Below are 19351 nucleotides of genomic sequence, written 5' to 3'. Positions count from 1 at the left end.
CATAGCCATGGCCCAAACCCTACCCAATGCCGGCGCCCTCGCGGGCTGCAAGGTGATCGATCTGTCGCGCGTGCTGGGCGGCCCGTACTGCACCCAGATCCTGGCCGACCACGGCGCCGACGTGCTGAAGATCGAGCCGCCCGGCGGCGACGAGACGCGCGGCTGGGGCCCGCCCTTCCTGGGCGAGACCGCCTCGTATTTCGTCGGCGTGAACCGCAACAAGGACGGCATGACCTTGGACCTGTCGCAGGCCGCGGGCCAGGAACTGTTGCGCCACCTGCTGGCCGACGCCGACGTGCTGGTCGAGAACTTCAAGCCTGGCACGCTGGAAAAGTGGGGCCTGGGCTACGACGACCTGAAGCAGGCCTTCCCCGCGCTCATCCATTGCCGTGTCAGCGGCTTCGGCTCGGATGGCCCGCTGGGCGGCCTGCCGGGTTACGACGCCTGCGCGCAGGCCATGTGCGGCCTGATGAGCGTGAACGGCGAGGCGGACGGCGAGGCAACCCGGGTGGGACTGCCGGTCGTGGACATGGTGACGGGCCTGAACGCGGCCGTGGCCATCCTGCTGGCGCTCAATGAGCGCACGCGCAGCGGGCTGGGTCAATTCCTGGACATCACGCTGTACGACTGCGCGCTGTCGCTGCTGCACCCGCATGCGCCGAACTACTTCTACAGCGGCAAGGTGCCGCAGCGCAGCGGCAATGCGCACCCCAACATCGCCCCCTACGAAACGCTGCCCACCGCGAGCGGCCCGATCTTCCTGGCCGTCGGCAACAACCGCCAGTTTGCAATGCTGGCCCGAACGCTGGATGCCCCCGCGCTGTCCGAGGACCCGCGCTACGCCACCAACGCGGACCGCCTGCGCAACCGCCAGGCACTGCGCGATGACCTTGCCGACCTGCTGGCCCGCCATGAGGCGGCCACGCTAGCGGACCAGCTGCTGCGCGCCGGTGTGCCTGCCGCGGCCGTGCAGACGGTGGACCAGGCGCTCGCCCATCCACACACCCTGCACCGCGGCATGGTGCTGGAACAGGGCGACTACAAGGGCGTGGGATCGCCCATCAAGCTGTCGCGCACGCCCGCCACGCTGCGCAAGCTGCCGCCGGACCTGGCGCCGCCATCCGGGCAGGACTGATCCCGCATCGATGACCCGCCCGGCGCCCGCCGGGCTTTTTTTCCCCAAGAGAGCCGCCGCCCCGCGCGCAACAACTTAGACATTTGGTTTCAGCACGCCGCCCGATTGCCGCCTTAGACTTTTTTCCGCATCTCGCGTTGCTCCCCGCACGCTTTCCCCGAGCCACATAAGAGGAAATAAAAGACTATGGCCACGAACGACTCACAAGACCTCGGCCAGCTGAAACGGGTGATGGGCCCGAAACTGCTGCTGCTATTCATTGTTGGCGACATCCTGGGCACCGGCGTGTATGCGCTGACCGGGCAGGTGGCCGCCGAAGTCGGCGGCGCGGCCTGGCTGCCATTCCTGGTGGCCTTCGGAGTGGCCCTGCTGACCGCGCTTTCCTACCTTGAACTGGTCACCAAGTACCCGCGCGCCGCCGGCGCCGCGCTCTACGTCCACAAGGCGTTCGGCGTGCACTTCCTGACGTTCATCGTCTGCTTTACCGTCATGTGTTCCGGCCTGACGTCGGCCGCCACCGCCTCGCAGGCCTTCGCCGCCAACCTGTTCGCCGCGATGGGCATCGAGGCCGAAAAGCACTGGATCACGATTGGCGCGCTGGGCTTCATGACGCTGGTCATGCTGGTCAATTTTCGTGGCGCGACTGAAAGCGTGCGCGCCAACGTCGTGCTCACGCTGATCGAGCTGTCGGGCCTGCTGATGGTCATCCTGCTGGGCTTTTACGCCATCTCCAACGGCCAGGCGGATTTCTCGCGCGTCGTCGCGTTCGATACGCCCGAGGACAAGAGCGTGTTCCTGGCGGTGACCTCGGCCACCGCGCTCGCGTTCTTCGCCATGGTCGGCTTCGAGGACTCGGTCAACATGGCCGAGGAAACGCACGATCCCAGCCGCATCTTCCCGAAGGTCATGCTGACCGGCCTGGGCATCACGGCGCTCATCTATGTGCTGGTGTCCATCTGCGCAGTTGCGCTGGTGCCGGTGGGCGAACTGGCCAAGAGCAGCACGCCGCTGGTGCTGGTGGTCAAGCGCGCCGCGCCGGATCTGCCGGTGGAGTACATCATGCCGATCATCTCGATGTTCGCCGTGGCGAACTCGGCGCTCATCAACATGATGATGGCCAGCCGTCTGCTGTACGGCATGTCGCGCCAGGGGGTGCTGCCGTCGTTTCTGGCGCACGTGCACCGCAAGAACCAGACGCCGTGGACGGCCATCCTGTTCACGACGGCGCTGGCCTTCGGCCTCATCATCCTGGTCTCGCTGACCGACTCGCAGGCGATCCGCGCGCTGGGCGGCACCACCGCGTTGCTGCTGCTGGGCGTGTTCGCCTTCGTGAACGTCGCGGTGCTGGTCCTGCGGCGCGACAAGGTGGCGCATCGCCACTTCTCCATCAACCGCCTCGTCCCGTGGGTGGGCGCCGCGGCCTGCCTGTTCCTGGTCACCCCGCTGACCGGCCGTGACGTGATCCAGTACCAGGTGGCCGGCTGGCTGCTGCTGCTGGGCGTGGTGATGTGGTTCGTGACCTGGCTGGCGCGGCGCCGCGAGTCCAGGATGGAACTGGACCCGGCGTCGCTGGAGTGATGGCGCGCTTCAGCCGCCCACCGCAAGCCCTTCGCGGCGCGGATCCGCGCCGCCTTCCAGTCCCTTGGCGTCAATGACGATGCCGTGGATGCCGCTGGGAAACTCGGTGATGCGCACCGGGTGTCCCATGCGCTCCAGCGCCGGCGCCAGCGCTTCCAGCGCCGTGCCCTTCTCCAGTTCGGTTTCCTTGTTGCGGCTGCCCATGTTGGGCAGGTCGATCGCCGACTGGATGTCCAGATTCCAGTCCAGCACGCCCACCAGCGTCTTGGCGACGTAGTTGATGATGGCGCTGCCGCCCGGCGAGCCCACCAGCAGGTAGGGCTTGCCCTCCTTGAGCACCATCATCGGCGCCATCGAGCTGCGCGGCCGCTTGCCCGGTTCGATGCGATTGGCCACGAGCCGGCCTTCGGGGTCCTTGAACGACGACGAAAAATCGGTCATCTCGTTGTTGAGCAGAAAGCCCCGCACGAAGATCTTGCTGCCGAATTCGCTTTCGATCGTGGTCGTCATGGTCAGGGCGTTGCCCTGCGCGTCGACCGCCACCAGGTGGCTGGTGGACGGCAGCTCCAGCGCGTTGTCCTTGCCCAGCGACAGCAGCTTGCCTTCGGGATCGCCGGGCAGCGCCACCTTCATGCTGCGATCCGGCTGAATCAAAGCGCCGCGCGCGCGCAAATACGCCGGGTCCAGCAAGGCGCGCACCGGCACGCGCACGAAGTCGGGGTCCGCCACGTAGAAATCGCGGTCGGCAAAGGCCAGCCGGCCCGCTTCCGAGAAATAGTGCACGGCCTGCACCGTGCCGGGCGCATACCGGCTGAGCGGGAACTGCTCCAGCTCGCCCAGCATCTGCAACACGGCGATGGGCCCGCTGCTGGGCGGCCCCATGCCGCAGAGCTGATAACCGCGGTAAGCGCCGCACACCGGATCGCGCGTCTTGGCGCGATAGTTCGCCAGGTCCGCCAGGGCCAGGTCGCCGGGCTTCTCGTGGCCCTGCACCGCTGCCACGATGTCGCGCGCGATGTCGCCCTGGTAGAAGGCGTCGGCGCCCTGCGAGGCGACGGCGCGCAGGGTGCGCGCGAACGCCGGATTCTTCAGCACGTGGCCCACGGGCCACGGCGTGCCGTCCGGCGCATAGAAGTACGCGGCGGCGGCGGCCTGTTGCGGCAGCGCCTTGTTGCCGGCCAGCAGCGCGTGCAGGCGCGGCGACACCGCAAAACCCGATTCCGCCAATTCGATGGCCGCCTGGAACAGATCGGCCCAGGGCAGCTTGCCCTGCGCCTTGTGCGCCAGTTCCAGCCCGCGCAAGAGGCCGGGCACGGCGACCGACATGCCGTTGTTGACGGCCTGTGCAAAGGGCAGCGGTTTGCCATCCGCATCCAGGAAGCGGTCGGGCCGCGCCGCCGCGGGCGCGGTCTCGCGGCTGTCGTACGTGCGGATCTGGCCGTCCGCCGCCGAATACACCACCATGAAGGCGCCGCCGCCGATGCCCGACGATTGCGGCTCGACCAGGTTGAGCACCAGTTGCGTGGCGATGGCCGCGTCGACCACGCTGCCCCCGCGCCGCAGCATAGCTTCGCCCGCACGGCTGGCAAGGGGGTTGGCGGACACCATCATGAAATGCGGCGCGCGCACGAGCTCGCGCTTCTGGACGCCGCTGGCGGCTTCGGGATTCAGGTCTTCCGCCGCGGGCGTGCGCGCCCAGCTGGCGGATGCGAACGGCAGGCCGGCGATGGCGGCGGCGAGCAGCAGGGCGGCGTGGCGGCGTAGGCGCATGGAAAGCTCCGGTGATCGCCGGACGTCCGGCAGGCGTCCATGATAGTCAAAGGTCTGCGCCGCTGCCCATGCGCGCCTTCCGGCTTAGAATCGCGGTTTACGGATCACCTGAGCCCCCGTTTGCGCCATGCGCCTGCGCCACATCGAGATATTCGAAGCGATCCGCCGCACCGGATCCCTGACCGAAGCCGCCGCCGCGCTGCACATTTCCCAGCCCGCCGCCAGCAAGCTGCTGGCGCATGCCGAAAGCCAGCTTGGCTTCAAGCTGTTTGACCGGGTGAAGGGCCGGCTGGTCGCCACGCGTGAGGCAGAGATCCTGACGCCCGAGATCGCGCGGCTGAGCCAGGACCTGAGCAGTGTGCGCCGGCTGGCGTCCAACCTGCGAGACCGGCCCAACGGCCATCTGCGCCTGGGCTGCGCGCCCGCGCTGGGACTTGGCCTGCTGCCCGGCGTCGTGCGCGACAGCCGCGACGCGCAGCCCGGCATCACGTTCGATATCCACACGCATCACAGCGCCGAGCTGGTGCAGGGGCTGCTGACGCGCGAACTGGATCTGGCCATCACGTTCGACACCAACGATTATCCCGGCCTCACGCGCATGGGGCTGGGGCACACCGAGCTCGTGCACCTGAGCCGCCGAGCCGCGCAGGGTCCACTGCGATTGTCGGAGCTGTCGGAAGCGAGAGGCGTAGAAGCGTCGCGCGCCGCTGCGTCGGGCGCCGGTGCGTCGGGTTCCCCCACGGCAGCCGACACGCTGATCGTGCTGGACGCCAGCGACGCCTCCGGCGCATTGCTGCAATTGGCGCTGGACGCCCAGGGCCTGGCGCCGCAAGTCGCCATCCAGGTGCAGACGCATTACGTGGCGTGCGCGCTGGTGGACGCGGGTTGCGGCGACGCGATCGTCGACGCCATCACCGCGCAAGCCATGTTGCGCCCCGGCATGACCCTGCGCCGCCTGGAACCCGCGCTGCGGGTGCCCATCAGCATCATGACGCGCAACCAGGATCCGCTTTCCGCGCTACACCGCGACCTGATCGAGCGCCTGCGCGCCGCCTGCGCCGCACTGCTGGAAGGACTGGACGCGCGGGTCTGATTTCCGGGTCTGAACCTGGATTCTGAACGCCGGGTCCGACTCCGGGTCCACGCCCCGGCGCTTAAACGCCCGCAGTCCGGCCGCAAAGCACAACGGGCGCCCGAAGGCGCCCGCTGCAATGTCGATCGGGGCAGACCTGCCTGCCCCGCGAAGCATCAGTCCAGCTTGATGTTCTGCTTCTTCACCACGTCCTGGGCCCAGTCGAACTGTTCCTGGATTTCCTTGGCGAACTCTTCCGGCGTGTTGCCCGACGGCGCCGAGCCTTGCTCGTCCAGCGCCTTGATGACCTTCGGGTCCTTCAAGGCCACGACGGCGGCATCACGCAGCTTGTTCACGACTTCCATCGGCGTGCCCTTGGGCGCCAAGAGGCCATACCAGACGGGCTGGTTCAGCACCGGGTAGCCGGCTTCCTTGAAGGTCGGAACGCCCTTGACCGCGGCGATCTGCTCGGGCCAGGCGATGGCCATGGCGTTCAGCTTGCCGGCCTGGATCTGCGGCATCGACGACGGCAGGTTGTCGAACAGGATTTCGATCTGGCCGCCAACGGCATCGGCCAGCGCCGGGCCCGAACCCTTGTAGGGCACGTGCACGATGTCGGTGCCGGTGGCCATCTTGAAGGATTCGCCCATCAGGTGCAGCACGCCGCAAGTGCCCGAGCTGCCGTACGAGTACTTGCCCGGATTCTTCTTCAGCTCTTCGATGAAGCCCTTGAAGTCCTTGGCGGGGAACTTGGGGTTCACGGCCACGACGTTGGCGGTGTTGGCGAAGTTGGTGACCGGCTGGAAGTCCTTGATCGGATCGTACGGCAGGTCCTTCGGACGGCAAGCGGGGTTCACGGCCATCGTGGAGACGGTGGCGATGGACAGCGTGTAGCCGTCGGCCGGCGCGCGCGCGGCTTCGGCCGCACCGATGGCGCCGCCCGCGCCGCCCTTGTTCTCAACGACCATGGGCTGGCCGAGTTCCTGGCTCATGCGCTGCGTCACGAGACGCGCAATGATGTCGGTGGAACCGCCAGGCGCGAACGGAACGATCACGCGGATGGCCTTGCTGGGGTACTTGTCTGCGGCGTGCGCGACCGAAGCGCCCAACGTGCCGGCTGCGCCGGTAGCAAGAGCGATGGCCACGGCCAGAGAGCGGACCTTATTCATAGATGTGTTTCCTCCAAGAGTGCGAGCCCGTTTGTAGACGGCCCGTTGTGTGTTGTGTCCGCCTGTAGACGGACCAGCAGATAACGGTGCGGGCGCATTGCTTGTGCGCAGCGTGTCGGCGCTGCATTTATGAGTTGCTTGTGGCACAAGCGCCCGCCAGAATGTCGGAGAATAGCAGCAAACGCTTACACCCGCATAGCGCGCCGACCACTGCCCGGCGCCAGGCAAAAACCTCTTCTCCCATGTCTGTTGCCCTCCTGGTTTTCCCCGATTTCATGCTGGTCGCGCTGGGTTGGGCGCTACGTCACAAACTGGGTTTTTCACGCGAATTCTTCGCCGGAACGGAACGCCTCGTCTACTTCGTGCTGTTCCCCGCCTTGCTGTTCCAGGCGATCGTGCGCACGCCCATCACGGCGGGCAACGCGGCGCTGCTGCTGCAGGCTTCTGCCGCGGTCGTAGCCGCGGGCGTGGCGATGGCGTGGCTGGCGGGCCTGGTCCTGCGGCCCTCGTCCCTCGGGCTGGCCTCATCGGCGCAATGCGGCTACCGCTTCAACACCTACATCGGCCTGGCCTTGTCGGCCAGTCTGGCGGGCACCCAGGGCCAGACCGTCATGGCGCTGATCGTCGGCTTTGCGGTGCCCATGGCCAACATCGCGGCCGTGTACGGCCTGGCGCGGCACAACGGCGGCAACCTGCTGCGCGAACTGGCGCGCAATCCGCTCGTGGTCTCCACGCTGCTGGGCCTGGCCTGCAATCTCGCGGGACTGCAACTGCCCGGCGCCGTCGACACCGTGCTTGCGCGGCTGGGCGCGGCGGCGATCGCGCTGGGCATCCTCTGCGTGGGGGCCAGCCTGGCATGGGAAGGCGGCAAGGGCTACGGATCGCTGATCGCCTGGATGCTGGCGGTCAAGCTCGTCGCGCTGCCCGCGGTCGCGCTGCTGGTGGCGCATCTGCTCGGCCTGCCGCCGCTGGAAGCACGCATGCTGCTGCTCTTCGCGGCGCTGCCCACGGCATCGGCGGCCTACGTGCTGGCGATGCGCATGGGCGGCGATGGCCGCATGGTGGCCGTGCTGATCTCGCTGGGCACCTTGTTCTCGGCCGTCACGATCCCGATGTGGCTGCTGCTGGCCGGCGGCTGATCTTCCCCCCAAAAAAATGGCCGCCCCGGCAAGGGCGGCCATCTCACGCGGGTGGCGCAAGCCGGTTCAAGAAGCCTTGTGCGCGTTCGTCATCGAGCCCGGCACGACCCATTCGGCAAACTGCGCTTCGGTCACATAACCCAGCGCCAGCGCCGATTCCTTCAGCGACAGGCCTTCCTTGTGCGCCTTCTTGGCGATCTGCGCGGCCTTGTCGTAGCCAATGTGCGGATTCAGCGCGGTCACCAGCATCAGCGAACGGTCCACGAGTTCGGCAATGCGCTCGTGGTTGGGCTCGATGCCCGCGGCGCAATGCTTGTCGAAGCTGGCCATGCCGTCCGTCAAGAGGCGCACCGATTGCAGGAAGTTGTGGATCACCAGCGGCTTGTAGACGTTCAGCTCGAAGTTGCCGCTGGCGCCGCCGATGTTGATCGCCACGTCGTTACCCAGGACCTGCGCGGCCAGCATCGTGATGGCTTCGCACTGCGTCGGGTTGACCTTGCCCGGCATGATCGAGCTGCCCGGTTCGTTCTCGGGGATGCTGATCTCGCCCAGGCCCGACCGCGGACCGCTCGACAGCCAGCGCACGTCGTTGGCGATCTTCATGAGGCCGGCCGCCAGAGACTTCAGTGCGCCGTGGGCAAACAGCAGCGCTTCGTGCGAGGCCAGCGCCTGGAATTTGTTGGGCGCCGAGACGAACGCCGTGCCCGTGGCATGGGCCAGATCGGCCGACACCTTCGCGCTGAATTGCGGATGCGCGTTCAAGCCCGTGCCCACCGCAGTGCCGCCGATGGCCAGCTGGTGCAGGCCCGGCAGCGTGGCGCGGATCTGCTGTTCGGCCAGATCGAGCTGGGCCACGTAGCCCGAGAGTTCCTGGCCCAGCGTCAGCGGCGTGGCGTCCTGCAGGTGGGTGCGGCCGATCTTGACGATGTCGTAGAACGCGGCGCTCTTTTCCGCCAGCGTGGCGCGCAGCGCCTTCAGTGACGGCAGCAGGCGATGCTCGACCTCGACGGCCGCCGCCACGTGCATGGCGGTCGGGAACGTGTCGTTGGACGACTGCCCGCGGTTGACGTGATCGTTCGGATGCACCTTGCGCGCTTCGCCGCGCTCGCCGCCCAGGAGCTCCGAGGCGCGGTTGGCCAGCACCTCGTTCATGTTCATGTTGCTCTGCGTGCCCGAGCCGGTCTGCCAGACGGACAGCGGAAATTCATTGGGCCACTTGCCAGCGATGACTTCGTCGGCGGCGCGCATGATCGCGTCCGCGATCTGCGCATCCAGCTCACCCAGGTCGGCATTAACCTTGGCCGCCGAACGCTTTAGCCGCGCCATCGCATTGACCAGCGGCTCCGGCATCTTTTCGGTGGAGATCGCGAAGAAATGCAGCGAGCGCTGCGTCTGGGCTCCCCACAGATGGTCTTGCGGCACCTCGATGGGGCCAAAGGTGTCTTTTTCGATGCGGGTCTTCATGGCGCGTACAACTCCGTGGCGGCGTCAGTCGCGGGCGGCGGGAGGCCGTCGGTCACGACATATTGAGAATAAAAATCAGTTATAGGTTAGCAGAAACCCGCATTCCTATAATTGCTCCAAACTGTGCTCCGATCCTCGTTTTTTACCACTCGCCCAGCGCCATGTCCGCCCCCCTTGCCACCCTGACTCTGCACCTGCCCGACGAAGCCGCCACCGAGACGCTGGCGCGCCAGCTGGCGCCGATGGTCACGGGCGCCAAAACCGGCCTGCCAGGCGCGTGTATTCATCTCCAAGGTGACCTCGGAGCAGGAAAAACGGCCTTCTCCAGGGCATTGTTGCGCGAAAGCGGCATCACAGGCCGAATCAAGAGTCCAAGCTACGCCCTGCTTGAATCCTATAAACTTTCTAACTTATACTTCTATCACCTTGATTTTTATAGATTTAGTGATTCGCGCGAATGGTTGGACGCAGGATTTCGGGATTTACTGCGTGACGATGCGGTCGTTTTGATCGAATGGCCGGAGCGGGCAGAAGGCCTTTTGCCCCCGCCGGACCTGCTGATCTGCCTTGCCTATGCAGGCGACGGACGTGACGCCACCCTGACCGCGTACACCGCCCGAGGACAAACATGGTTGAACGCGATTGTCCCCCCGCCCCTGACGGCGCCCTCCCCTCGGCAGGCGCCACCCGCCGACGCCTGATCAGCGTCGCCGCCACGCTGCTCGTCCTGCCGGTCGTGCCGCGGCTGGCGCAGGCCGCCACGATCCTGGCCGTACGGACTTGGCCTGCCGACGAATACACCCGCGTCACGCTGGAACTGGACAGCGAACTCAAGGCTGAACAGTTCACGCTGGAAAACCCCCACCGCCTGGTGGTCGACATCGAGGGACTGACCCTCAGCGCGGCCTTGAACGACCTTGTCTCCAAGGTCCGGCCCGGCGATCCCTACATCCAGAGCCTGCGCGTGGCGCAGAACCGCCCGAACGTCGTGCGACTGGTGTTCGATCTGAAGCAGCCCGTGGCACCGCAGGTGTTCACGCTCAAACCCGTTGCCGACTACCAGTACCGTCTGGTGCTGGACCTGTACCCCAAGATTGCCCAGGATCCGCTGATCGCGATCCTGAACAAGTCCAGCGGTCCCGATGTGGACGATCCGCTGGCGCGCATCCTGGAAGACATCCAGCGCAACCCGGTGACCCGTGCGGATCCGCCCGAGCCGCCCCGCGTGCGCGGCCAGCAGCCGGCGCCCGCCCTGCCGACCCCGCCCAAGCCCCCTGCCACCGCCAGCCGCGGCAAGCCGCGCATGCTGACCATCGCGCTGGACCCCGGCCACGGCGGCGAAGACCCGGGCGCCATCGGCAAATCCGGCCTGCGCGAAAAAGACGTGGTGCTGCGCATTGCGCGGCGCCTGAAGTCGCTGATCGACAGCCAGCCGTACATGCGCGCCTACCTGACGCGGGACGACGATTACTTCGTGCCGCTGCACGTGCGCGTGCAGAAGGCGCGCCGTGTGCATGCGGACCTGTTCATCTCCATCCACGCGGACGCCTGGGTCAAGCCCTCCGCCAACGGCTCGTCGGTCTTCGCGCTGTCCCAGCGCGGCGCCACCAGCGCGCAGGCCCGGTGGATGGCCGACAAGGAAAACGCGGCCGACCTGATCGGCGGCGTCAACCTGGGCAGCCACGACCGCCAGGTCGCGAAAGTGCTGCTGGACCTGTCCACCACGGCTCAGATCAACGACTCGCTCAAGGTCGGCAACGCCTTCCTGGACGAGATCAAGAAGATCAACCGCCTGCACAAGAACAGCGTTGAACAGGCCGGCTTTGCCGTGCTGAAGGCGCCGGACATTCCGTCGGTGCTGGTCGAGACCGCCTTCATCAGCAATCCCCAGGAAGAAGCCCTTTTGCGCAGCGCAGGACATCAGGACAAGCTGGCGCAGGCCATGATGACCGGCATCCAGCGCTACTTCACGGCCAACCCGCCGCTGGCTCGCCTGGGTGACGTGAGCTAGGTTTTACGCGCGATCCCGGGCCCTTTGGCCGGGCCCATGAAAAAAGGCTATGCACCCTTTGGCGCATAGCCTTTTTGTTTGGGCGCGGCGCGCCGCCCTAGTGCGCCCGGCGCGCGCGCACCAGTTTGACCAGGCCGGCCCCCACGACCGGCACGACGGCCGCCGCCAGGCCCACCAGGACGATGGTGTTCAGGTGATCGCGGATGATCGGGATATTGCCGAAGAAGTAGCCCGCCGCGACCAGGCTGATCACCCACAGCAGCGCGCCCATGATGTTGAACATCTGGAAGCGCGCCATCGACATCTCGGCCACGCCCGCCACGAAGGGCGCAAAGGTGCGCACCACCGGGATGAAGCGCGACATGACGATCGTCTTGCCGCCGTGCTTTTCGTAAAAGGCATGCGTGCGCATCAGCGCGCCGCGGTCCAGGAAGCGCAGGTTCATCGAGAACACCCTCGGTCCGATGTAGCGGCCGATCGCGTAGTTCAGCGAGTTGCCGGTCACGGCCGCCACGATGAGCAGCACCGACATCAGGATGGGGTCGATATGGCCCGTGGCGCCAAAGGCGCCGGCGATGAACAAGAGCGAGTCGCCCGGCAGGAAAGGCAGCACGACCAGTCCCGTCTCGGCAAAGACGATGAGAAACAGCACCAGGTACACCCACACGCCGTATTGCTCGACCCAGAGACCCAGCGTCTGGTCGATGTGGAGCACCATATTGAAAAACTCGAGCATTGAAGCGGCCCTGATATCCGATGTGAATTTGTCAGCGACTATAGCCCACCGGGGCATGACGCTAAAATCGTCCGCACTGCTACATAAGATCTGGGCCTCATGACCGAACGTCGTTCCATCCTTGCGCTTCCCGACCTGCTGATCAGCCAGATAGCCGCTGGCGAGGTCATCGAGCGCCCCGCGTCCGTGCTCAAGGAAATCCTTGAAAACGCCATCGACGCGGGCGGGCGCGCCATCGAGGTCCGTCTCGAAGGCGGCGGCATCCGGCGTATTGCGGTGACGGATGACGGCGGCGGCATCCCGCCCGAGGAACTGCCGCTGGCGCTGGCCCGCCACGCCACCAGCAAGATCCGCTCGCTGAACGAGCTGGAATCCGTGGCATCCATGGGGTTTCGCGGCGAGGCCCTGGCCTCGATTGCGTCGGTGGCCCAGGTGTCCATCATTTCGCGCACCCGCGACGGCGACCATGCCTGGCAGATCGACGCGGGCAGCATGCAGGTCAGCCCCGCCTCCGGCCCGCCCGGCACCACCGTAGACGTGCGCCAGCTGTTCGACGCGGTGCCCGCGCGCCGCAAGTTCCTGCGCTCCGAAGCCACCGAATTCGGCCATTGCGTCGACGCCATGGAGCGCATCGCGCTGGCGCATCCGCAGATTGCCTTCCGCCTGTTCCACCACGACCGCGCGCAGCGCCAGTGGCTGCCCGCCGAACCGCCGCAGCGCATCCGCGACGTGCTGGGCGCCGAATTCGCCGAGCACGGCCTGCTGCTGTCGCATTCGGTCGGCACGGTCAGCCTGGCCGGCATGATTACCCGGCCGACCGCCGCCCGCGCCCGCGCCGACCGTCAGTACCTCTACGTGAACGGCCGCTACGTGCGGGACCGCACCGTCAGCCACGCGCTGCGCGCGGCCTACGCCGACGTGCTGCACGGCGACCGCCAGCCTGCTTATGTGCTGTTCCTGGACATCGATCCGGCCGCCGTGGACGTGAACGTTCACCCGGCCAAGCACGAGGTGCGCTTCCGCGACAGCGGCGCCGTGCACCGCTTCGTCTCGCACGCGGTCAGCCAGACGCTGGCGCAGACCGGCGGCTCGTCGGCCGTGGCGCCCGCGGCACAGGCCGATGACGACGGATTCGAAACCGTCGCGCGACCGGCGGGCGACGCTGCCCCCGACGCCCCCGCCTACCGCCCAGCGATGCCGGCCCCGGCCGAATCGCCGCGCCCGGGCTATGGGGGCATGAATGGCGGCACCGCAGGCAGCACAGCGGGCGGCGCGCATGCAGGTGCGCATCCCGGCTCGGGCAACGGCTCTGGCAACGGCGCCGCCTATGGCCTGCGACCGTCGCCCGCCCCGCAGCGCCCGCATACCCAGGTGCCCTTCCGCCTGCACGCCGAACCGGCCGGCATTCCCGCGGCCGACTGGCAATCGCTCTACCGCCCCCTGACCGACGACACCGCCGCCCGGGCCGCGCCCCTGCGTGAACCGGCGCCCGCGCCCGCCGGGCTGCCCGCCGACGAAGAACACCCGCTGGGCATGGCGGTGGCGCAGTTGCACGGCGTGTACATCCTGGCGCAGAACCGCCGCGGCATGGTGCTGGTCGACATGCACGCCGCCCACGAGCGTGTGGTCTACGAACAGCTCAAGCAGGCCCTGGACGCGCGCAGCCTGCCGCGCCAGGACCTGCTGGTGCCCGTGGTGTTCCATGCCCAGGAAAAGGACGTGGCGCTGGTCGAGGAATTCGAGGAACAGTTGAACGACCTGGGCTTTGAGATGCGCCCTTCCGGCCCCACCTCGATCGCGGTCCGATCGGTGCCGGCCATCCTGGCCCGTGGGGACATCGAAACCCTGGCCCGCGCCGTGTTGCGCGATCTGGGCGCGGTGGGCGTCTCGCGCCTCTTGACCGAACAGCGCAACGAACTGCTCTCGACCATGGCCTGCCACGGCTCCGTGCGCGCCAACCGCAAGCTCACCCTCGAAGAGATGAACGGCCTGCTGCGCCAGATGGAATCCACGGAACGGGCCGACCAGTGCAATCACGGCCGTCCCACCTGGGTGCAATGGTCCATGTCCGACCTGGACAAGCTTTTCCTGCGCGGACAATAGCTTGCCGGCATCCCACTCCCCCGTTTTGCCCCCGGTCATCTGCCTGGCGGGCCCTACCGCGGCCGGCAAGAGCGCCTCGACGCTGGCCCTGGCCGAACGCTGGCCGCTCGAGATCGTCAACGTGGACTCGGCCACGATCTACCGCGGCATGGATATCGGCACCGCCAAGCCTTCTCTTGAAGAACAGGCCCGCGTTCCGCAGCACCTGCTCGACATCCTGGACCCGGCGCAGTCGTATTCGGCCGCGGAATTCCGCGCCGACGCGCTGCGCCTGATCGCCGGCATTCGCGCGCGCGGCCGCATCCCGCTGCTGGCGGGCGGCACGATGATGTACTACAAGGCGCTGCGCGACGGCCTGGACGACCTGCCGCAGGCCGATCCCGCGCTGCGCGCCGAACTGGAAGCGCGCGCCGCCCTGCTGGGCTGGCCTGCGCTGCACGCCGAGCTGGCGAAGCTGGACCCCGTCACGGCCGCGCGCCTGGCGCCCAACGACAGCCAGCGCATCCAGCGCGCGCTCGAAATCTGCCAACTTTCCGGCCAACCCATGTCGGCCCTGCTGCAACGCGCGCAGCGCAAGCCCGACGACGACGGCAACCGCTACGTGACGATCAGCCTGGAGCCCTCGGACCGCGCCGCGCTGCACGCCCGCATCGAGCAGCGCTTTGACGCCATGCTGCGCCAGGGACTGCTGGACGAGGTGCGCGGCCTGCACGCCCGCGCCGACCTGCACCCGGGCCTGCCCTCCGTGCGCTGCGTGGGCTACCGCCAGATGTGGGCGCACCTGGACGGCCAGATCGACCTGGACACCGCCCGCGAACAGGGCATCGCTGCGACGCGGCAGTTGGCCAAGCGCCAGATCACCTGGCTGCGCGCGCAGCCCGATCGCGTCATCGTCGACTGCCTGGCCGCCGACGCGGTCGCGCAGACCATTGACGCCGTGGCGCTGGCGCTGGCGGACTGATGAGCGGTATTCAAGGTGTCTGACACCCCCTGAGACGGCATCGCAGGATGAAGTCGATCTCGTTGGGGTGTCAGACACCTTTGAATACCGCCCAGGCGCCCTCACGCGGCGCCAAAAAAAATGACCGCCATCACGGCGGTCATCTTCATTGCAGCGCGATCGCCGCGGCGTCACACCACGAAGGTCTGCGCCATGCCGGCTTCCTGGGGCACGATCTCGCCCAGCTTGCTGACGGTCTCGCCCTGCTCGCGCAGCGTGGCGGCAATGGCGTCGGCCTGGGCCGGATCCACCACCAGCACCATGCCGATGCCGCAGTTGAAGACGCGGTACATCTCGGTGTCCTCGACGCCGCCTTGCTCTTGCAGCCACTGGAACAGCTTGGGCATTTCCCAGGCGTCGCGGTGCAGCTTGGCAGCCAGGCCGTCCTGCAGGATGCGCGGCACGTTGTCCAGCAGGCCGCCGCCGGTGATGTGGGCCAGGCCCTTGATGTCGGTGCCGTGCTTGGCCAGGGCGGCCAGCACCTGCTTCACGTAGATGCGGGTCGGGGCCATGACCACGTCGACCATTTTCTGGCCGTGGAAATCGTCATCGGGCTTGGCGCCCGCGCGTTCCAGGATCTTGCGCAGCAGCGAGTAGCCGTTCGAGTGCGCGCCGCTGGAAGCCAGGCCCAGCACCACGTCGCCCGCCTTGATGGACTTGCCGTCGATGATCTTGGACTTTTCCACCGCGCCCACCGCGAAACCGGCCAGGTCGTATTCGCCGTCCGGGTACATGCCCGGCATCTCGGCGGTCTCGCCGCCGATCAGCGCGCAACCCGACAATTCGCAGCCCTTGGCAATGCCGCCCACCACCGCCGCCGCCGTGTCCACCGACAACTTGCCGCAACCGAAGTAATCCAGGAAGAAGAGCGGCTCGGCGCCCTGCACCAGGATGTCGTTGACGCTCATGGCGACCAGGTCGATGCCCACCGTGTCGTGGCGGTTCCAGTCGAACGCCAGGCGCAGCTTGGTGCCCACGCCGTCCGTGCCGGACACCAGCACGGGCTCCTTGTAGGTCTTGGGCACTTCGAACAGGCCGCCAAAGCCGCCGATACCGGCCAGCACCCCGGGGCGCATCGTGCGCGCGGCAAGGGGTTTGATTCGGTCGACCAGGGCGTCGCCTGCGTCGATGTCGACACCGGCGTCGCGGTAGGTCAGGGGGGCTTTAGGTTGGTTCGTCATGAGAAATGCCGTGGGGTATGTAACAATTGCTGGGATTTTGGTGGAACGCCCTGCATTTTACGATGACCCGGCCGCGGACAGGCGCTGAAGGGCGCAAACCCCCGCCAGGCCAAGCGTTCGGACGCGACACCATCGCCTCAGGTGGTTTAAAGTGTAGGGTTGGCCGGTATTGATTTTGCCAGTTTCTACATGGCCCTTGTATCACCGATTTTTCTTGGCTTTTTGCGGCGACCCGGCCCGGACTTTCCGGCGCCCCCGAAAACGCCTGATTGCTAACTCTCATGAACCGCCAGCTGCTGCTCGACGTTCTCCCCGCGCCAGCGCCATCGCTGAACAACTACATCGCCGGCCCCAACGGAGAAGCGGTGGCAGCCGTGCGTGCGCTCAAGCCCGGCCGTGCCCTGTACATCTGGGGCGCCGCCGGCTGCGGCCGCACCCATCTGCTGCGCGCCCTGACCGCGCGCCCGGATGCCGTCTACATCGACCCGGCCAACGGCGAAAACATGCTGCGCCGCCTGGCCGAGGCCGATTCCAAATCGCCGATGCCCCACTTCGTGGCCGTCGACGACGTGCACCGCATGGACGACAGCCGCCAGGCCGCCCTGTTTGCGCTGTACAACCGCTGGCGCGAATCGGCCGCCACGCAGCGCGCCTTTGCGCTGGCGCTGGCCGGCGACCGCGCACCGCTGTCGATGCCGCTGCGCGAAGACCTGCGCACGCGCCTGGGCTGGGACCTGGTGTTCCGGCTGGATCCGCTGTCCGACGCCGACAAGCTGGCCGCGCTGTCGGCGCAGGCCGCCGAACGCGGGCTGCACCTGGCGCCCGAAATCATCAACTGGATGCTCACGCACCACGAGCGCGACATCCGCAAGCTTGCGGCGTTGCTCGACGCGCTGGATCGTTATTCCCTGGCCACCGGCCGCCCCATCACCCTCCCCCTGCTGCGCGCCATGCTCGCAGACCCTGATTCACAACGCACATGACCACCCGACGTCTCGCCCTGTTCGACCTGGATCACACCTTGCTGCCGCTCGACAGCGACTATCAATGGGCCGACTATCTGGCGCGCACGGGCCGGGCGGGCGATCCCGTCGAGGCCCGCCGCCTGAATGACGATCTGATGGAGCGCTACAACCGCGGCGAACTGACGGCCGAACAGGCCGCCGAATTCATGCTCGGCCTGCTGGCCGCGCATGCGCCCCACGACCTGGCCGTGTGGCACGAAACCTTCATGGGCGAAGTCATCCGCCCGTCCATCACCCCCGCCGCGCGCGACCTGGTGGACGGCCACCTGGAAGCCGGGGACCTCTGCGCCATCGTCACGGCCACCAACAGTTTCGTCACCGCCCCGATCGCCCGCGCGTTCGGTGTGCCCCATCTGGTCGCAACCGATGCCGAGTACCTGCGCGGCCGCTACACGGGCCGCATCCTGGGCACGCCAAGCTTCAAGGAAGGCAAGGTGGTGCGCGTGAACGACTGGCTGGGCAGCATGGGCTTGGGGCTTGCGGATTTCTCCGAATCGTTTTTCTATAGCGATTCGGTCAATGATGTGCCGCTCCTCGAAAAAGTGACCCGTCCGATTGCCGCCAACCCCAGCCCCGCCCTGCGCGCCATTGCGCAGGAACGCGGCTGGCAAGTGATCGACCTGTTCGACCACATGGAAGATTCGAAGTCCTAAATGATCACTGAAACCATAAAAAAATTCGTCGGCCGGCTATTCGCGCCGACACCCAGGGGGCCGTTGCGCATCGGGCGCGACAAACACGGCATCGACCGCCGCAACGTGTCGCGCCACGCCATCAAGGTGTGCGAGGTACTGCGCCAGCATGGCTACGAAGCCTATATCGTCGGCGGCGCGGTGCGCGACCTGATCGTCGGGCTCGAGCCCAAGGACTTCGACGTGGCCACCAACGCCACGCCCGAACAGATCCGTCCGCTGTTCCGCCGCGCACGCATCATCGGCCGGCGCTTTCAGCTGGTGCACGTGGTGTTCGGCCAGGAGATCATCGAGACCTCCACCTTCCGCGCGCCCGCCTCGGAAGACCAGGAAACCGACGAACACGGCCGCATCCTGCGCGACAACGTGTTCGGATCGCAGGAAGAAGACGCCAAGCGCCGCGACTTCACCATGAATGCGCTGTACTACGACCCGCACAACGAGGAAGTCATCGACTACCACAATGGCGTGGCCGACCTGAAGAAGCGCCAGATCCGCATCATCGGCGATCCCGTCAAGCGCTACCGCGAAGATCCGGTCCGCATGCTGCGCGCGGTGCGCTTTGCCGCCAAGCTGAACGGCACGATCGATCCGGCCACGCGCGAACCCATCAGCACCATGGCCGACCTCATCGAGAACGTGCCGGCCTCGCGCCTGTTCGACGAGATGCTCAAGCTGCTGACTTGCGGCCATGCGATGGACTGCCTGCGCCAGCTGCGCGCCGATGGTCTGCACAACGGCCTGCTGCCGCTGCTGGACGTGGTGCTTGAACAACCCGGCGGCGAACACTTCGTGGAACTGGCGCTGGAACGCACCGATGCGCGCGTGCGCGCCGGCAAGACCATCAGCCCCAGCTTCCTGTTTGCCGCGCTGCTGTGGCAGCAGGTCGAAGTGCGCTGGAAGCAGTTGCGCGCGCAGGGCGAGCACACCATTCCGGCCCTGTCGTCAGCCGCGGACTCCGTGCTGGACGAACAGACCGAGAAGCTCGCGATTCAGCGCCGCTTCTCGTCCGACATGCGCGAGATCTGGTTCATGCAACCGCGTTTTGAACGGCGCATGGGCAAGACCATCTACCGCATGATCGAGCAGCCGCGTTTCCGCGCCGCCTGCGACTTCCTGCAGCTGCGCGCCGCCGCCGGCGAGTTCGACAGCGTGCTGGCGCAGTGGTGGATGGATCTGGCCAATGCCGACGACGCCACCCGTGCCGACATGATCGAAGAAGTGTCGCGCCAGCCGCGCGAAGCCAGCGACGCCGCCGCGCCCGCGCGCCGGCGCC

General features: G+C 67.1%; 16 protein-coding genes. 11 read left to right on the top strand and 5 right to left on the bottom strand.

Annotated features, from left to right (window positions below; translation table 11 throughout):
- The first annotated feature begins 7 nt into the window (after nt 1-7).
- Nucleotides 8-1135 carry a CaiB/BaiF CoA transferase family protein gene (locus HV786_RS01865; protein ID WP_175209881.1) on the top strand — a complete coding sequence of 376 codons (1128 nt, stop codon included), beginning with the start codon at nt 8-10 and terminating at the stop codon, nt 1133-1135.
- Nucleotides 1136-1321: 186 nt separating this feature from the next.
- On the top strand, nt 1322-2713 hold the full coding sequence (locus HV786_RS01860) for an APC family permease (RefSeq protein ID WP_128830014.1): 1392 nt from the start codon (nt 1322-1324) through the stop codon (nt 2711-2713).
- A 9-nt stretch (nt 2714-2722) separates the two neighbouring features.
- Here the strand turns inward: HV786_RS01860 and ggt are convergent, their stop codons facing one another.
- Entirely contained in the window at nt 2723-4483 is a 1761-nt protein-coding gene (gene ggt, locus HV786_RS01855; protein ID WP_128830013.1) for a gamma-glutamyltransferase, read from the bottom strand.
- A gap of 127 nt (nt 4484-4610) precedes the next feature.
- Between ggt and HV786_RS01850 the strand changes: the two genes are divergently transcribed.
- Nucleotides 4611-5576 (top strand): LysR family transcriptional regulator, encoded by a 966-nt coding sequence (locus HV786_RS01850; protein WP_175209879.1) that lies wholly within the window; start codon nt 4611-4613, stop codon nt 5574-5576.
- A gap of 155 nt (nt 5577-5731) precedes the next feature.
- On the opposite strand, the gene HV786_RS01845 is transcribed toward HV786_RS01850, so the two are convergent.
- On the bottom strand, nt 5732-6724 hold the full coding sequence (locus HV786_RS01845) for a tripartite tricarboxylate transporter substrate binding protein BugE (RefSeq protein ID WP_056321009.1): 993 nt from the start codon (nt 6722-6724) through the stop codon (nt 5732-5734).
- 161 nt (nt 6725-6885) lie between these two features.
- On the opposite strand from HV786_RS01845, the gene HV786_RS01840 reads away from it, so the two are divergent.
- A complete protein-coding gene (locus HV786_RS01840; RefSeq protein ID WP_418910170.1) occupies nt 6886-7863 on the top strand; it encodes an AEC family transporter in 978 nt (325 codons plus the stop codon).
- Nucleotides 7864-7929: 66 nt separating this feature from the next.
- Here the strand turns inward: HV786_RS01840 and fumC are convergent, their stop codons facing one another.
- Nucleotides 7930-9327: a class II fumarate hydratase gene (gene fumC, locus HV786_RS01835; RefSeq protein WP_128830010.1), complete on the bottom strand. Its 1398-nt coding sequence runs from the start codon at nt 9325-9327 to the stop codon at nt 7930-7932.
- A gap of 161 nt (nt 9328-9488) precedes the next feature.
- On the opposite strand from fumC, the gene tsaE reads away from it, so the two are divergent.
- A complete protein-coding gene (gene tsaE, locus HV786_RS01830) occupies nt 9489-10028 on the top strand; it encodes a tRNA (adenosine(37)-N6)-threonylcarbamoyltransferase complex ATPase subunit type 1 TsaE (RefSeq protein WP_128830009.1) in 540 nt (179 codons plus the stop codon).
- Nucleotides 9956-11338 carry an N-acetylmuramoyl-L-alanine amidase gene (locus HV786_RS01825; protein ID WP_175209876.1) on the top strand — a complete coding sequence of 461 codons (1383 nt, stop codon included), beginning with the start codon at nt 9956-9958 and terminating at the stop codon, nt 11336-11338. Before tsaE ends, HV786_RS01825 begins: the two co-directional genes overlap by 73 nt.
- Before the next feature lie 97 nt (nt 11339-11435).
- Here the strand turns inward: HV786_RS01825 and HV786_RS01820 are convergent, their stop codons facing one another.
- Nucleotides 11436-12074 carry a VTT domain-containing protein gene (locus tag HV786_RS01820; RefSeq protein WP_128830008.1) on the bottom strand — a complete coding sequence of 213 codons (639 nt, stop codon included), beginning with the start codon at nt 12072-12074 and terminating at the stop codon, nt 11436-11438.
- A 99-nt stretch (nt 12075-12173) separates the two neighbouring features.
- Here HV786_RS01820 and mutL point away from each other — a divergent pair, with 99 nt between their 5' ends.
- Nucleotides 12174-14177, top strand: a complete 2004-nt coding sequence (mutL, locus tag HV786_RS01815; RefSeq protein ID WP_175209874.1) for a DNA mismatch repair endonuclease MutL — start codon at nt 12174-12176, stop codon at nt 14175-14177.
- A gap of 1 nt (nt 14178) precedes the next feature.
- Nucleotides 14179-15138 (top strand): tRNA (adenosine(37)-N6)-dimethylallyltransferase MiaA, encoded by a 960-nt coding sequence (gene miaA / locus HV786_RS01810; RefSeq protein ID WP_175209872.1) that lies wholly within the window; start codon nt 14179-14181, stop codon nt 15136-15138.
- A gap of 170 nt (nt 15139-15308) precedes the next feature.
- Here the strand turns inward: miaA and purM are convergent, their stop codons facing one another.
- Nucleotides 15309-16358: a phosphoribosylformylglycinamidine cyclo-ligase gene (gene purM / locus HV786_RS01805; RefSeq protein ID WP_056320991.1), complete on the bottom strand. Its 1050-nt coding sequence runs from the start codon at nt 16356-16358 to the stop codon at nt 15309-15311.
- Nucleotides 16359-16639: 281 nt separating this feature from the next.
- Here purM and hda point away from each other — a divergent pair, with 281 nt between their 5' ends.
- From hda to pcnB, 3 genes are all read left to right on the top strand, one after another.
- Nucleotides 16640-17341, top strand: coding sequence for a DnaA regulatory inactivator Hda (hda, locus tag HV786_RS01800; protein WP_056320988.1), 702 nt, complete (start codon nt 16640-16642; stop codon nt 17339-17341).
- Complete coding sequence (locus HV786_RS01795; RefSeq protein ID WP_128830006.1) at nt 17338-18036, top strand: HAD family hydrolase; 699 nt, start codon at nt 17338-17340, stop codon at nt 18034-18036. The genes hda and HV786_RS01795 overlap by 4 nt, the downstream gene beginning before the upstream one ends.
- The coding region (pcnB, locus tag HV786_RS01790; RefSeq protein WP_175209869.1) for a polynucleotide adenylyltransferase PcnB at nt 18037-19351 on the top strand (1315 nt) is incomplete at its 3' end.

It is taken from the genome of Achromobacter mucicolens (assembly GCF_902859725.1).
Taxonomy (GTDB): domain Bacteria; phylum Pseudomonadota; class Gammaproteobacteria; order Burkholderiales; family Burkholderiaceae_B; genus Achromobacter; species Achromobacter mucicolens.
The sequence above is the reverse complement of the archived record's forward strand: the minus strand, read 5'-3'. Positions and strand labels throughout refer to the sequence as shown.

Bases quoted from the DNA above. Each gene is read 5' to 3' on its own strand.
- HV786_RS01865 (WP_175209881.1), top strand. From the start codon at position 8: ATGGCCCAAACCCTACCCAATGCCGGCGCCCTCGCGGGCTGCAAGGTG.
- HV786_RS01860 (WP_128830014.1), top strand. From the start codon at position 1,322: ATGGCCACGAACGACTCACAAGACCTCGGCCAGCTGAAACGGGTGATG.
- ggt (WP_128830013.1), bottom strand. From the start codon at position 4,483: ATGCGCCTACGCCGCCACGCCGCCCTGCTGCTCGCCGCCGCCATCGCC.
- HV786_RS01850 (WP_175209879.1), top strand. From the start codon at position 4,611: ATGCGCCTGCGCCACATCGAGATATTCGAAGCGATCCGCCGCACCGGA.
- HV786_RS01845 (WP_056321009.1), bottom strand. From the start codon at position 6,724: ATGAATAAGGTCCGCTCTCTGGCCGTGGCCATCGCTCTTGCTACCGGC.
- HV786_RS01840 (WP_418910170.1), top strand. From the start codon at position 6,886: ATGTCGGAGAATAGCAGCAAACGCTTACACCCGCATAGCGCGCCGACC.
- fumC (WP_128830010.1), bottom strand. From the start codon at position 9,327: ATGAAGACCCGCATCGAAAAAGACACCTTTGGCCCCATCGAGGTGCCG.
- tsaE (WP_128830009.1), top strand. From the start codon at position 9,489: ATGTCCGCCCCCCTTGCCACCCTGACTCTGCACCTGCCCGACGAAGCC.
- HV786_RS01825 (WP_175209876.1), top strand. From the start codon at position 9,956: ATGGTTGAACGCGATTGTCCCCCCGCCCCTGACGGCGCCCTCCCCTCG.
- HV786_RS01820 (WP_128830008.1), bottom strand. From the start codon at position 12,074: ATGCTCGAGTTTTTCAATATGGTGCTCCACATCGACCAGACGCTGGGT.
- mutL (WP_175209874.1), top strand. From the start codon at position 12,174: ATGACCGAACGTCGTTCCATCCTTGCGCTTCCCGACCTGCTGATCAGC.
- purM (WP_056320991.1), bottom strand. From the start codon at position 16,358: ATGACGAACCAACCTAAAGCCCCCCTGACCTACCGCGACGCCGGTGTC.
- hda (WP_056320988.1), top strand. From the start codon at position 16,640: ATGAACCGCCAGCTGCTGCTCGACGTTCTCCCCGCGCCAGCGCCATCG.
- HV786_RS01795 (WP_128830006.1), top strand. From the start codon at position 17,338: ATGACCACCCGACGTCTCGCCCTGTTCGACCTGGATCACACCTTGCTG.